The organism is Agrobacterium sp. DSM 25558 (genome assembly GCF_900100825.1).
Lineage (GTDB): Bacteria > Pseudomonadota > Alphaproteobacteria > Rhizobiales > Rhizobiaceae > Agrobacterium.
The window spans coordinates 12415-25182 of record NZ_FMUD01000003.1; the positions used below are offsets into that span (position 1 = coordinate 12415).

Below are 12768 nucleotides of genomic sequence, written 5' to 3' on the forward strand. Positions count from 1 at the left end.
CGTTCTTTAGAACACGGCTGATGCGTGTCATTCGTTCAAACTGTCGTTTCCTTGAAAAGAACATTCTGGTCCAGAAGGTACCGTGAGAAGAGTGGCAGGCTTGCTCCTCCGATGGCGCGCGCTTGGCTGCCGACGGCACCTTCCAGTATTTCGGGCACCACTACCCCTTGAAGATCGTGCAAATCCAAAGCCTTACGGGTCGCATCGGTGATGCGCGTTCGGACCCAGCCCGGAAAACCGCCGTCGATGATGACTGATGCGAAATCGATGATCGAGGCTGCGGCGAGCACGGCCTGCGCAAGGGCTGCGGCCGTATTTTGTATCCAGCGTTCCAGCGGCTCGCCGAAATCGACCCAGTCATCAGGGGAAAACCACAGAGGTTTGGGGTCGATGTGGTTTTCACGCAGCATGTCTTCCAGAACGAAGATAGAGGCGATCTTGAGCAGCGGAACGGTGGAGCCATCGCGCCCTTGAACGGGAAGGGGCCCGATGGCACCCGCAGCACCGGTTCGCCCGGAAAACAGGGCGGAGTTCAGCACGACGCCTCCTCCGATGAACGATCCTATGAAAACATAGAGAAAATCAGGGTAGTTCTGGCCTAGGCCAAAAACCAGTTCTGCACCGCAGGCGCTGGTGGCATCGTTTTGGAGAAAAACCGGGTAGCTAACCTGATTGGCGATTTCGGCCCTGAGATCCACGCCGCGCCAACGATCCATTTCCTTTTGTGGCGCACCAACTTCCTTTGCCCAGCTCCACATTTCGAAGGGCGCTGCGATGCCTATACCGGCAATCCTCTCGCGTTCATCCGGGGTCAAGCGTGCTTCCAGCTCCGCCATTCCATTGATCAAAAACGGCAATATCCACTCGGGCATGGGGTAGGGGTAGGTATTGCGCAACTTTAGCCTGATCCGGCCGACGAAATCCATCAGGACGAGATCCACACTGCGCCGGCCGATCTTGACGCCGAATGAAAACACCGCATCCGGGTTCAGCCTCATCGGCGTAGACGGTTGGCCGACCTTACCGCGCAAGCGTTCGCCGCGAATGAGCAGTCCGTCACTTTCCAGCGAGCGCATGATGACGGAGACGGTTTGTGCCGAAAGGCCACTTCTGCGGGCGATTTCCGCTTTCGAAAGGCCGCTGTGCCGACGCACGAGGGAGAGAACGAGGCGCTCATTATAGGCGCGCACGCGAACCTGATTGGCCCCGCCACTCAGATCCGGCACATTCGCTGGCGCGTGCCGGGTGGCTTCCGCTGAGCGTGTCATTCTTTTCCTCCCGATGACGACATTTAAGCCGCCAGTATCTGCACTTCGGAACCACCATGTTTGCGAAAAGCAGTGCCTCCAAACACACTTTTCAATGGTTACGAAAATCATAAAATGCCACAACAAATTAATAATTCAATTGGATTTATTTATTGACAGGGTGCAGTTTTGATGTTTCCATCTGCGCCAGTGGCACCCGATCTAGGAGGAGAAGGGCCGCAAAAGTCGCTTCGACAAGAAGCACTCATCACTGGGAGGACTACATGAAAAGCACCGTTTCCGCCTTTCTCGGCGCGCTTGCGCTTGGCGTTTCTTTTGCATCTGTCGCATCCGCTGCCGACACTTCGGCCTGCCTCATCACCAAGACGGACACGAACCCATTCTTCGTAAAAATGAAGGAAGGCGCGACAGCCAAGGCCAAGGAACTCGGCGTTACGCTGAAATCCTATGCCGGTAAAGTTGATGGCGACTCCGAGAGCCAGGTTGCCGCGATCGAGTCCTGCATTGCCGATGGCGCAAAGGGCATCCTGATTACCGCATCCGACACCAAGGGCATCGTCCCGACCATCAAGAAGGCCCGCGACGCTGGCATTCTCGTCATCGCGCTCGACACACCGCTTGACCCAATCGCGTCTGCAGATGCGACGTTCGCAACGGACAACCTGCTCGCGGGCAAGCTGATCGGCGAATGGGCAAAGGGAACGATGGGCGACAAGGCGAAGGACGCTAAAGTCGGCTTCCTCGACCTGACGCCTGACCAGCCAAGCGTCGACGTTCTGCGTGACCAGGGCTTCATGATCGGCTTCGGCATCGATCCGAAAGACCCGAACAAAATCGGCGATGAAGTCGATCCACGCATCGTTGGCCATGATGTGACCAACGGCAATGAAGAAGGCGGCCGCAAGGCTATGGAAAACCTTCTCCAGAAGGATCCAGGCATCAACGTCATTCACACCATCAACGAACCTGCTGCTGTTGGCGCTTATCAGGCCCTGAAGGCTGTCGGCATGGAAAAGAACGTGCTCATCGTTTCCGTTGACGGCGGTTGCCCCGGCGTGAAATCGGTTCAGGACGGCGTGATCGGTGCGACATCTCAGCAATATCCTCTGATGATGGCAGCGCTGGGCGTGGAAGCGATCAAGAAGTTTGCCGACACGGGTGAGAAGCCAAAGCCAACCGAAGGCAAGTCGTTCTTCGACACGGGCGTTTCGCTCGTTACCGACAAGCCGGTTTCCGGCGTGCCAGCCATCAGCGTCAAGGAAGGCCTTGCCAAGTGCTGGGGCTAATAGCCTCTATCGATTAACGCGCGCTGGCCGGGACCAAATCCCGGCCGGTTCCGTCCCAAAGATTTCGCTGTCAGATTACCCGGCTCAATAACGGGCGCCTTGAATGGCTGTGCTGGCGGGCGGCAGGAGGAAACATGAGCGGAATACAGGAATTCGAGAAAGTGCTGGATTCAAGCGACAAGAATGTCGCTTCCTTCGACCAGCAAAAGATTTCACCCTTTAAACGCGCGCAGCACTTCCTGCACTCGACCCCTGCGGCGGTGCCGCTGATCGTGTTGATATTGTCGGTCGCCATCTTTGGTCTCACCATCGGCGGGCGCTTCTTTTCTTCCTATACGCTGACGCTCATTCTGCAGCAGATTGCCGTCGTCGGTATTTTGGGCTCAGCACAGACGCTGATCATTCTGACCGCCGGTATCGACCTTTCGATTGGCGTCGTGATGGTCATTTCATCCGTCGTCATGGGCAATTTTGCTGTCACCTACGGCTTGCCGACAGGCATTGCGATCCTCGCAGGCTTTGTGGTTGGCGGATTGTGCGGCTTCTTCAACGGCTTCCTTGTCGCGGTTGTCAAATTGCCTCCCTTCATCGTCACGCTGGGATCATGGAATATCGTCATGGCGACGAATTTCATCTATTCCGCAAACGAGACGATACGTGACGCGGATGTGGCGCAGAGTGCGCCGCTGCTTCATATCTTTGCCACGAACTTTCGTGTTGGAACCGCAATCTTCACGCTTGGCGTGATTGCCATGGTCCTGCTGGTCGCTTTTCTTTGGTACGTCCTCAATCACACGGCATGGGGTCGCCACGTCTATGCGGTGGGTGATGATCCCGAGGCGGCAAAACTGTCCGGCATTCAGACGCGCAAGGTTCTCTTGAGTGTTTATACGGTTGCCGGCGTTATCGCAGCCTTTGCCGCCTGGGTCGCTATCGGTCGTAACGGTTCGATTTCACCGTCTGCTGCGGTGACCGACTATAACCTTCAGGCCATTACGGCGACGGTTATCGGCGGTATCTCCTTGTTCGGTGGGCGCGGTTCCATTCTCGGCACGCTGTTTGGCGCGATGCTGGTAGGTGTCGTGTCCATGGGTCTCAACATGCTCGGTGCAGACCCGCAATGGAAAGTCATGTTGACCGGCTGGCTGATCATCGCCGCCGTCGGAATTGACCAATGGATCAGAAAGGCAGGCGTGTGATGACTGTTGATATGACCAAGCAACCCATTCTTTCCGCCCATGGTCTCGTCAAGCGTTATGGCCGCGTGACCGCTCTCGACAATGCGGATTTCGATCTCTATCCGGGCGAAATCCTTGCCGTCATCGGCGACAATGGTGCGGGAAAATCCTCGCTGATCAAGGCTCTGTCGGGCGCTGTGCGTCCTGATGAAGGCGAGATCAGGTTGGATGGCAAGCCAGTGCAGTTCAAAACGCCGCTCGAAGCCCGCGATGCTGGCATCGAGACCGTCTATCAGAACCTTGCGCTTTCACCTGCCCTGTCGATCACGGACAATATGTTCCTGGGGCGTGAGCTCAGAAAACCGGGTTTTATGGGCACGGTCCTGCGCAAGCTCGACCATGCGGCCATGGACAAGTTCGCCCGCAACAAGCTCTCCGAACTCGGGCTGATGACCATTCAAAACATCAACCAGTCGGTGGAAACCCTGTCGGGTGGCCAGCGTCAGGGTGTGGCCGTTGCAAGAGCTGCGGCTTTCGGCTCCAAGGTCGTTATTCTGGATGAGCCGACGGCGGCCCTGGGTGTGAAGGAAAGCCGGCGCGTGCTGGAGCTTATTCTGGACGTTCGCTCCCGTGGCATGCCCATCGTGCTCATCTCGCACAACATGCCGCATGTGTTTGAAGTCGCAGACCGCATTCACATTCACCGGCTTGGAAAGCGTCTCTGCGTCATAAACCCGAAGGAATTCACGATGTCGGATGCGGTTGCCTTCATGACGGGTGCCAAGGAGCCTCCAAGGGAAACTATGGCCGCATGACTATGACACTCGGTACGCTGACCGACGCTATCCTGCAGCGCGCGTCGGGACATTCCCGCTTCATCGTCGCCATTGCCGGTCCCCCAGGGGCCGGCAAATCCACTTTGGCCGATGCACTTTACAGCGAACTGATCAAGCGTAGCGAAAAAGCCGAAGTTCTGCCCATGGACGGGTTCCATATGGACAACGGCATTTTACGTGAGCGCGGCCTTCTCTCCCGCAAGGGAGCTCCTGAAACGTTCGACGTGCGCGGTTTCTTTGATATCGTAACCGCGGTGCGAAAGGCGGATCAGGACGTTCTGGTACCGGTCTTCGACCGCTCGCGGGAAATCGCCATTGCATCCGCACGCTCCGTCTCTTCTGAAACACGGTTCATTTTGGCGGAAGGCAACTATCTTCTGCTGAATGAGGAGCCATGGGTGCGACTGAAAAACAGCTTCGATTTTTCCATTTTCGTCGGACCGACCGTCGAGGTTCTGGAGCAGCGTTTACGAGATCGCTGGATCGGATACGGGCTGGACGACGCTGGCATTGCCGCAAAACTCTATGAAAACGATCTGCCGAATGGCAAACGCGTGGTTCAGAATTCGCAAGAGGCGGACATCAAGATCGACATCTGGGAGTAGGGGTTTCTGCTCCTTGTCCCGCTCGATTGGTGAAATTTGATTCCGATTTTTCAGCGTATGTTGTAGGTCATGATCCATGACGATTCTGGATGCGGCATGACTGCCAAGGTTTTCCTCACAAGGTTGAAACTGAACGCGTTTCGCAATTATGCGGAGGCTTCATTGCGTCTGGACCAGCGGCATGTTGTGCTGACGGGCGATAATGGTTCCGGCAAGACCAACCTGCTAGAGGCGATTTCCTTTTTGTCGCCGGGGCGGGGTTTGCGTCGTGCGACCCTGTCCGATGTTACCCAGGTGGGTGCGGAAAACATCGGCTTTTCGATCTTTGCTGAAGTCACCGGCATGGATGGCGACGTCGCGATTGGTACCGGTGTCGAGGGCGAAGGCGAGGCTCTTTCCCGCCGGCTGCGGCTGAATGGGACACCGGTCAGATCCGTGGACGAATTGACCGACCACCTCCGTGTCTTGTGGCTGACACCTTCCATGGACGGGCTTTTCACCGGCTCGTCGTCTGACCGCCGTCGTTTTCTCGACCGGCTGGTTTTGTCACTCGATCCCAGTCATGGACGCCGTGCCAGTGATTTCGAAAAAGCCATGCGTGGCCGCAATCGCCTGTTGTCAGACGGACGTTTCGATCCGGTCTGGCTGGAAGGCATCGAAAAGCAAATGGCCGAACTCGGCATTTCCATGGCCGTTGCGCGTCACGAGATGCTGGGCCTGTTGAGAGCGCTGATCGAGAGCCGTGGCAATGATGCGAATTTCCCGACCGCTTTGCTAACGTTGTCCGGATTCATGGACGGCGAATTTCACCGCCCCGCCGTCGATTTGGAGGATGAATATCTCGCGCTGTTGAAGGACAATCGTTATCGCGATGCCGGTGCCGGGCGCACGCTGGATGGGCCGCACCGTGCCGACCTTTACGTCCGCCATGCTGAAAAGGATATGGATGCTGGCCGCTGTTCCACGGGTGAACAGAAAGCTCTGCTTGTTGGTTTGATCCTGGCTCATGCACAATTGACAGCCAATATGACGGGCCATGCGCCGGTGTTGTTGCTGGATGAGATCGCTGCCCATCTGGATGAAGGCCGCCGCGCCGCACTGTTTGATCTCATTCACGCACTGGGAGGTCAAAGCTTCATGACCGGAACGGATGCATCGATGTTTTCAGGGTTGCAGGACAGGGCACAGTTTTTCAACGTTTCCGATGGAAGCATCGGATGATAATGCTTACATCCTCTTAAAAATCACCGGAGACGCGATTTTGGATCCCTTGAGCCCAGAGGAAATCGAACGCTACAAACGACATATCCTGTTGCCGGAAATCGGCGGCGTCGGGCAGCAGCGGCTGAAAGCGGCGAAAGTGCTGGTTATCGGTGCGGGCGGTCTGGGAGCGCCGGTTCTTTATTATCTGGCGGCGGCAGGCGTCGGAACGCTTGGCATCATTGATGATGACGTCGTCTCTCTATCCAATCTCCAGCGCCAGGTCATTCATGATACAGGCACGATTGGCGAGCAGAAGACCGAAAGCGCGCGTCGGTCTATCGCGCGACTCAACCCGCACGTGCGGACAATCCATTTCGAAGAGCGCTTCTCTATTGTCTGGGCACATGATCATCTGAAGTCCTTCGATCTGGTCATCGATGGCTCCGACAATTTCGATACCCGCTATGCCGCAGCGGATGCGGCAGAGACAGCCAAAGTGCCGCTGGTGACGGGCGCAGTGGGTCGATTCGATGGTTCCGTGACGGCTCTCAAACCCTATGAGATAGGCCCCGAGGGCGTGCTATTACCCGGCTACCGGGATTTGTTCCCAACGCCCCCGCCGCAGGGCGTGGTGCCGTCTTGTGCCGAAACCGGTATCATTGGAGCGCTGACCGGCGTTATCGGCACGATCATGGCGATGGAAGCGATCAAACTTATCACGCAGACAGGCGAGCCGCTGTTGGGGCGCTTGCTTCTATACGATGCGCTGGAATGCCGCTTCGACACGGTTCGTTACAAGCGCCGACAGGAAAAGGCGTAATGGATATCGTGAGAATAGGACAAAGCTTGGGGCGCTTCGATGAACTGCTGGCGCTGATCCGTTCGTCTTTCGCCTACATGGATGGCGTCATCGATCCTCCGTCATCTGCGCATCGCCTGACATCAGAAACTTTAAAGCAGAAAGCGACGGACGAAATTGCCTTTGCAGCGCTTGATGGTGAAGACCTGTTGGGCTGTATTTTCTGCAAACCGGAAGCAACAAGCTTGTATGTCGGCAAGCTTGCGGTTTCTCCGACCGCGCAAGGAAAAGGCGTGGGACGCGCACTGCTCGCCAGGGCCGAGGACATTGCCTCCAGCTTGGGTTTCGCGGCGTTGCGGCTGGAAACGCGCATCGAGCTGACTGGAAACCATCAGCGGTTTTCGGCATGGGGTTTTACCAAAACTGCTGAAAACTCCCACCCAGGCTATGACAGCATCACCTCTATCGAAATGACCAAACGCCTGGGCTGAAACTCTTCAGCTACGCCCCGGCAACACACGGTTGGGCGGGCGATGGCCATCGTAGAAGGCGCGGATGTTGATGATGACCTTGTCACCCATGTCGATCCGGCCTTCGATGGTGGCCGAACTCATATGCGGCAGGAGGACAACCTTGCCTTCTTTAGCCAACTTGATGAGCTTTGGGTTTACGACCGGTTCGTTTTCGAAAACATCCAGACCTGCACCGGCGATCTTGCCGTCCATCAGGCAGCGAATGAGCGCCGCTTCGTCAATGATATCGCCGCGTGCCGTGTTGACGATGTAGCTCGTCGGCTGCATCAGCGCCAGATGGCGGGCGGAAATCAGATGGTAGGTAGCGGGGGTCGAGGGGCAGTTGACCGAGACGATATCGACCCGCGCCAACATCTGATCGAGGCTGTCCCAATAGGTCGCCTCAAGCTCTGCTTCCGTTGCCGGGTTCACACGCTTGCGGTTGTGATAATGGATGGACAGGCCGAATGCCTTGGCGCGGCGCGCAACGGCGGTGCCGATACGTCCCATGCCGACGATACCAATGCGCTTGCCGGACAAACGCCGTCCCAACATCCACGTGGGCGACCAGCCGCTCCATTCGTCGGAACCGTTGGCTAACACACGGGTGCCCTCCACCAGTCTGCGCGGAACGGCGAGAACGAGGGCCATGGTCATATCGGCGCTATCTTCGGTCAGCACGTTCGGCGTGTTGGTAACCGTAATGCCTTTGCGAGCCGCCGCATCCACGTCGATGTGGTCGATGCCGTTGGAAAAACCGGCAATCAGTTTCAGTTGCGGGCCAGCCTGATCAATCATCTCTGCCGTGATTCGGTCTGTGACGGTCGGCACCAGAACATCCACCTGCTGCATCGCTGCAACCAGTTGCGCCGTCGTACGCGGGGCGTCCTCTATGTTCAGTTCCGCGTCGAACAACTCGCGCATGCGGGTTTCGACCAAATCCGGCAATTTGCGTGTCAAATAGACGGAAGGTCTCTTTTTATTCGTCATCGTCAGCAGGCACCTTGTTCAGAGGTCATTAACCAGAAAGAGCGATAATTTCATTCACCACGGGCGTTTCTACCAGACCCAACGACGAAGACAAACAAATCTCGCATGTCGCAGTCGCAGCCTTTAGAAACGATGACCCCGATCACACTTCTCTATTGCTAAAAAGCAAGGAACGGAAACCGGCATGCGTAGCATTGTTTCGATTATCTGCATTGCATTGTCGCTGGGTTTGATCGACGCCGCAAGCACGCCCGCATACGCGCAGGGTGCAGCCAAGGGCGCTAGCGGCCTGCCGCTGCCACGGTTCGTCAGCCTCAAGTCGCGTCGCGTCAACATGCGCATCGGTCCAAGCACTGATTATGCCGTGTCGTGGATGTACATGAAATCGGGCATGCCGGTAGAGATTATCCAGGAATACGAAAACTGGCGGCGCATTCGCGATGCGGATGGCACCGAAGGCTGGGTCAACCAGGCGCTTCTGTCCGGCGAGAGAACGGCTGTGGCTGCGCCGTGGATGCGTGGCAAAGGCAAGGACGTCTTCGTGAACATGCGCCGCGAAGCGCAGTCCGGGGCCGCCGTCATTGCCCGGCTGGAGCCAGGCGTTCAGATCAGCATTGGCGAGTGCAATGGCGACTGGTGCCGGGCCCATGCCGGTCAGGTGACCGGCTGGGTATCTCAAGGCGAAATTTGGGGAGCTTATCCCGGCGAGGCCTTTAAATAAGGCCGTGCTTTTCTGCCAGTGCTTTCAGCGATGACATGGGCCGTGGGCCTACTTGCTGAATGACGGCTGCTGCCGCCAGGCATCCGAGCTTTCCGCTGTCTTCCAGCGAACGGCCCTGCGTGTAGCCATAGAGAAAGCCGGACGCAAAAAGATCGCCAGCACCCGTCGTGTCCACCACGTCAAAAACCGGGTAGGCCTCGACTTTAATGCGCTCTGTGCCGGAAACGATGGTCGCACCTTCTTCGCTCATGGTCACGGCCGCGATCTTGCAATCGGCAGCGATCTTCGTCAGCGCCAGCTCGAAGTCGTCGGTCTCGTAGAGCGAGAGCGCTTCCTGCTTGTTGGCAAAAACGATGTCGACGGTGCCGGAGCGCATGAGATCGAGAAACTCATCGCGGTAACGACCGACGCAGAAACTGTCCGATAGCGTCATCGAGACTTCGCGGCCATTTTCATGGGCAATCCTGGCGCAATCACGAATGGCGTCCTTGGCCTGTGGTGGGTCCCACAAGTAACCCTCGAAATAGGTAACCTTTGATTGGGCGACGACTTCGGGTTCGACGTCCTCGGGCCCGAGATCGACGCAGGCACCCAGATAGGTGTTCATCGAGCGCTCACCGTCTTCGGTGACGAAAATCATTGAGCGTGCTGTCGGCGGGAATGTGCCCTCCGGTTTGGTCTCGAAATAAACGCCCTGGGCACGGATATCGTGCTGGAAAATCTCACCGAGCTGATCTTCGGCCACTTTGCCGAAATAGGCCGCGCGTCCGCCGAAGTTGGCGATACCAGCTGCCGTATTGCCAGCGCTGCCGCCGGAGGCTTCCAAAGCTGGGCCCATCAACGAATAGAGCAGTTCGGCACGCTCGGCATCAATCAGGTTCATTGCGCCCTTGGTGATGCTATTGGTATTGAGAAAAGCGTCATCGCAGCGGGAGATGATGTCCACGATGGCGTTGCCAACGGTCAGTACGTCGAATTTTGTCATGTGCCTCTCGTCCGAACCGCATCGAACGATGCGTTATCCAGAACTCGGTCTTAAAGATTTCTGCCGACATGAAAAGCCAAAACCGCATTCTGGAGGGCGTCGGCACACCCTTGTCGTTAATTTTCCGCGTCATGCATCTGTCATGGAGGATTGTTATAGAATGCGCGTCGCTGTGCCACGGATGTACTGGCGCGGCGTGCGGGATGAAGGCGGGGGCAACCCCGCTTTTTTCTTGCTCTCTTTTTCGTTGCTGTCCGATTGCGGCAAGCAAGGCAAAATCATTTGTTTGCCTGTGCCATATGCGTTAGACCGAACGCACCCCTGCAAGGCCCGCGAAAGTCCTCCCCCATGTATGCTGTCGCCGTCAATGTCGCGCCGATTTTTCTTCTTATCCTGATTGGCTGGCTGACGGTCAAAGCGAAGCTCTTCAAGGCGGAAGCTGGCGACGTCCTGAGCGACTTCGTATTCAAGATTGCGGTCCCGACACTTATTTTTCGCACTCTGGCGGCCGCCGATTTTCACGGTGCGTCACCCTTCAAACTCTGGCTTACCTACTTTACCGGTGTCGCCATCACCTGGGCGGCCGGACAGTTGGTCACGCGCCATGTGTTCAAACAGGATCTGCGGGTCGGCGTCATCGCTGGCATCTCATCGGCCTTTGCCAACAATATCTTCATCGGCCTGCCACTTGTCGGTCGCTCCATCGGCAGTGAAGGTATCGTTGCCATTTCCATTCTTCTGGTGGTGCATCTGCCCATCATGATGATTGCAGGGACTATTCTGATGGAGAATGCGACCCACAAAGTCACGGGCGGAGACAAGCGCAGCATGTTCACCGTCTTGAAGCAGGTTGGGCGCAATCTGGCACAGAACCCGCTGGTGATTGCGCTTGTGCTGGGGCTCGGCTTCAACATGATAAGCGTGCCGATGCCCACTGTGATGACGACGGTCATTGATCAGATTGCCGGGATGGCGGGACCGGCGGCGTTGATTTCGCTTGGTATGGCGCTCACCAAATATCCCATTCGCGGCAATCTGCGCATCGCCATGACGATGACGGCCTTCAAGCTGGTGCTCATGCCAGCCTGTGTCTGGTTGACGGCCCATGCATTAGGCTTGAGCCCGGCATGGACGGCAGCACTGGTTCTGACGTCCTGCGTGCCAACAGGTATCAATTCCTGGCTGCTGGCCAACCGCTTCGGCATCGGCCACAGCATTGCCGCCTCCACGATCAGCATTTCCACCTTATTCGGGGTGCTGACCGTGTCGTTTTGGGCGTGGTTTCTCAGTTGATTATTTCTGCGCGCTCAGCACCTTGAAGCGCGAGTTGCGGCACACTTCCTGGCTGGAACGGAAGTCCGTCAACAGAACCGTCTCATAGGGCATGCCGCGATTGGCAACCAGCAATAGCTTGCCGCCGCTTCGCAAAGCCGTTGCGGCAGTTTTGATCAGCGCCTGACCAAGAGCCGGCTCAGAGGCCTGTCCGGTTGCGTGGAATGGCGGGTTCATGATGATAAGGTCGTATTTTTCCTTCGGCGGCTCTGCAGCCAGATCCTGCCAGAAGAAACGTGTCGGCAAACGCGGGCAGTTTTCCAGCATGTTGGTTTTTGCGTATTCGAGAGCGTTCCAGTCAGCCTCGAATAGATCGATGCGCGCCGTGCGCGGCGATTTTTCAGCCAGCATGACGGAGAGATAACCCCAGCCCGCGCCGAAGTCTGCTGCATTGCCATCGAAATCAGCAGGGAAACGTGAGGCCAGAAGTTCCGAGCCACCATCCACACGGTCATGCGAGAACATGCCGGGCAGGGCCGTGAAGCGGTTTTCGATCGTGGCAATTTCCTGCTTGAGCTTGGAAACGGTCATTGAAACCTCTTCCGGTCTTTTGAACCAAATGGCAACGCCGTGATATTTGGGTGTCGAATCTGCTTCGATGCCGAGTTTCGACAGGGTCTTGCGCAGGGTGGCGATGCCATCTTCCTTGGAACCAGCAGCTACGACCATGCCACCGGCTTTCACACGGCTCAGAGCTTCGGCAACCCGGTTTTCATTTTCACCACGATGCTTGCCGCACAAGATGAGTGCGCTGTCGAAATCCTCGCCAGAAAGGTCAGGTGTGACCTCGGCACCTTGTGCCTGCAATGCCCGGTAAAGCGGGCGCTGGCTCTGGACTGCGGTAATCGTGGCATCAAAGCCTTCCAGACGCGGCGCGCCTGCTTCCGCGCCGAGAAACAATACGCGCTCCCCTTGACCGGGTGCGTCAAGCATCTGCGCAGCGAAGGGATGGAACAGGGTTTTAACGGCGTCACGGCTCATGGGGTGGTTCCTAAGGTCAAATAGAAAAAAGGCGCGGGGAAAAGCCCGCGCCTCGATATCGGATAGCGCAAG

At 56.9% G+C, this 12768-nt stretch carries 13 protein-coding genes; 9 read left to right on the plus strand and 4 right to left on the minus strand.

Annotated features, from left to right (window positions below; all coding sequences use genetic code 11):
- Positions 1 to 35: 35 nt before the first annotated feature.
- Positions 36 to 1268, minus strand: a complete 1233-nt coding sequence (locus tag DSM25558_RS03730) for an ROK family transcriptional regulator (protein ID WP_077101940.1) — start codon at positions 1266 to 1268, stop codon at positions 36 to 38.
- Between the two features lie 263 nt (positions 1269 to 1531).
- Here DSM25558_RS03730 and DSM25558_RS03735 point away from each other — a divergent pair, with 263 nt between their 5' ends.
- The 7 genes from DSM25558_RS03735 to DSM25558_RS03765 all read left to right on the plus strand — a co-directional run bounded on the left by DSM25558_RS03735 (position 1532) and on the right by DSM25558_RS03765 (position 7666).
- Entirely contained in the window at positions 1532 to 2554 is a 1023-nt protein-coding gene (locus DSM25558_RS03735; RefSeq protein ID WP_077101942.1) for a sugar ABC transporter substrate-binding protein, read from the plus strand.
- Between the two features lie 134 nt (positions 2555 to 2688).
- Positions 2689 to 3753, plus strand: coding sequence for an ABC transporter permease (locus DSM25558_RS03740; protein ID WP_077101944.1), 1065 nt, complete (start codon positions 2689 to 2691; stop codon positions 3751 to 3753).
- Positions 3754 to 3764: 11 nt separating this feature from the next.
- On the plus strand, positions 3765 to 4547 hold the full coding sequence (locus DSM25558_RS03745) for an ATP-binding cassette domain-containing protein (RefSeq protein ID WP_077102314.1): 783 nt from the start codon (positions 3765 to 3767) through the stop codon (positions 4545 to 4547).
- Entirely contained in the window at positions 4544 to 5173 is a 630-nt protein-coding gene (locus DSM25558_RS03750) for a nucleoside triphosphate hydrolase (RefSeq protein ID WP_077101946.1), read from the plus strand. The genes DSM25558_RS03745 and DSM25558_RS03750 overlap by 4 nt, the downstream gene beginning before the upstream one ends.
- 96 nt (positions 5174 to 5269) lie before the next feature.
- Positions 5270 to 6394 (plus strand): DNA replication/repair protein RecF, encoded by a 1125-nt coding sequence (gene recF, locus DSM25558_RS03755; protein WP_077102316.1) that lies wholly within the window; start codon positions 5270 to 5272, stop codon positions 6392 to 6394.
- Between the two features lie 40 nt (positions 6395 to 6434).
- Positions 6435 to 7196: a molybdopterin-synthase adenylyltransferase MoeB gene (locus DSM25558_RS03760; protein WP_077102318.1), complete on the plus strand. Its 762-nt coding sequence runs from the start codon at positions 6435 to 6437 to the stop codon at positions 7194 to 7196.
- Positions 7196 to 7666: a GNAT family N-acetyltransferase gene (locus DSM25558_RS03765; protein WP_077101948.1), complete on the plus strand. Its 471-nt coding sequence runs from the start codon at positions 7196 to 7198 to the stop codon at positions 7664 to 7666. The genes DSM25558_RS03760 and DSM25558_RS03765 overlap by 1 nt, the downstream gene beginning before the upstream one ends.
- A 6-nt stretch (positions 7667 to 7672) precedes the next feature.
- Here the strand turns inward: DSM25558_RS03765 and DSM25558_RS03770 are convergent, their stop codons facing one another.
- A complete protein-coding gene (locus DSM25558_RS03770; RefSeq protein ID WP_077101950.1) occupies positions 7673 to 8677 on the minus strand; it encodes a 2-hydroxyacid dehydrogenase in 1005 nt (334 codons plus the stop codon).
- Positions 8678 to 8861: 184 nt separating this feature from the next.
- Between DSM25558_RS03770 and DSM25558_RS03775 the strand changes: the two genes are divergently transcribed.
- Positions 8862 to 9398, plus strand: a complete 537-nt coding sequence (locus DSM25558_RS03775; protein WP_077101952.1) for an SH3 domain-containing protein — start codon at positions 8862 to 8864, stop codon at positions 9396 to 9398.
- On the opposite strand, the gene DSM25558_RS03780 is transcribed toward DSM25558_RS03775, so the two are convergent.
- Positions 9391 to 10383, minus strand: a complete 993-nt coding sequence (locus DSM25558_RS03780; protein WP_077101954.1) for an adenosine kinase — start codon at positions 10381 to 10383, stop codon at positions 9391 to 9393. The two genes, DSM25558_RS03775 and DSM25558_RS03780, sit on opposite strands and share 8 nt — an antisense overlap.
- Before the next feature lie 348 nt (positions 10384 to 10731).
- On the opposite strand from DSM25558_RS03780, the gene DSM25558_RS03785 reads away from it, so the two are divergent.
- Positions 10732 to 11676: an AEC family transporter gene (locus tag DSM25558_RS03785; RefSeq protein ID WP_077101956.1), complete on the plus strand. Its 945-nt coding sequence runs from the start codon at positions 10732 to 10734 to the stop codon at positions 11674 to 11676.
- On the opposite strand, the gene DSM25558_RS03790 is transcribed toward DSM25558_RS03785, so the two are convergent.
- Positions 11677 to 12696, minus strand: coding sequence for a class I SAM-dependent methyltransferase (locus DSM25558_RS03790; RefSeq protein WP_077101957.1), 1020 nt, complete (start codon positions 12694 to 12696; stop codon positions 11677 to 11679).
- Positions 12697 to 12768: the final 72 nt, after the last annotated feature.

Bases quoted from the DNA above. Each gene is read 5' to 3' on its own strand.
- DSM25558_RS03775 (WP_077101952.1), top strand. From the start codon at position 8,862: ATGCGTAGCATTGTTTCGATTATCTGCATTGCATTGTCGCTGGGTTTG.
- DSM25558_RS03765 (WP_077101948.1), top strand. From the start codon at position 7,196: ATGGATATCGTGAGAATAGGACAAAGCTTGGGGCGCTTCGATGAACTG.
- recF (WP_077102316.1), top strand. From the start codon at position 5,270: ATGACTGCCAAGGTTTTCCTCACAAGGTTGAAACTGAACGCGTTTCGC.
- DSM25558_RS03735 (WP_077101942.1), top strand. From the start codon at position 1,532: ATGAAAAGCACCGTTTCCGCCTTTCTCGGCGCGCTTGCGCTTGGCGTT.
- DSM25558_RS03750 (WP_077101946.1), top strand. From the start codon at position 4,544: ATGACTATGACACTCGGTACGCTGACCGACGCTATCCTGCAGCGCGCG.
- DSM25558_RS03740 (WP_077101944.1), top strand. From the start codon at position 2,689: ATGAGCGGAATACAGGAATTCGAGAAAGTGCTGGATTCAAGCGACAAG.
- DSM25558_RS03745 (WP_077102314.1), top strand. From the start codon at position 3,765: ATGACCAAGCAACCCATTCTTTCCGCCCATGGTCTCGTCAAGCGTTAT.
- DSM25558_RS03785 (WP_077101956.1), top strand. From the start codon at position 10,732: ATGTATGCTGTCGCCGTCAATGTCGCGCCGATTTTTCTTCTTATCCTG.
- DSM25558_RS03780 (WP_077101954.1), bottom strand. From the start codon at position 10,383: ATGACAAAATTCGACGTACTGACCGTTGGCAACGCCATCGTGGACATC.
- DSM25558_RS03790 (WP_077101957.1), bottom strand. From the start codon at position 12,696: ATGAGCCGTGACGCCGTTAAAACCCTGTTCCATCCCTTCGCTGCGCAG.
- DSM25558_RS03730 (WP_077101940.1), bottom strand. From the start codon at position 1,268: ATGACACGCTCAGCGGAAGCCACCCGGCACGCGCCAGCGAATGTGCCG.
- DSM25558_RS03770 (WP_077101950.1), bottom strand. From the start codon at position 8,677: ATGACGAATAAAAAGAGACCTTCCGTCTATTTGACACGCAAATTGCCG.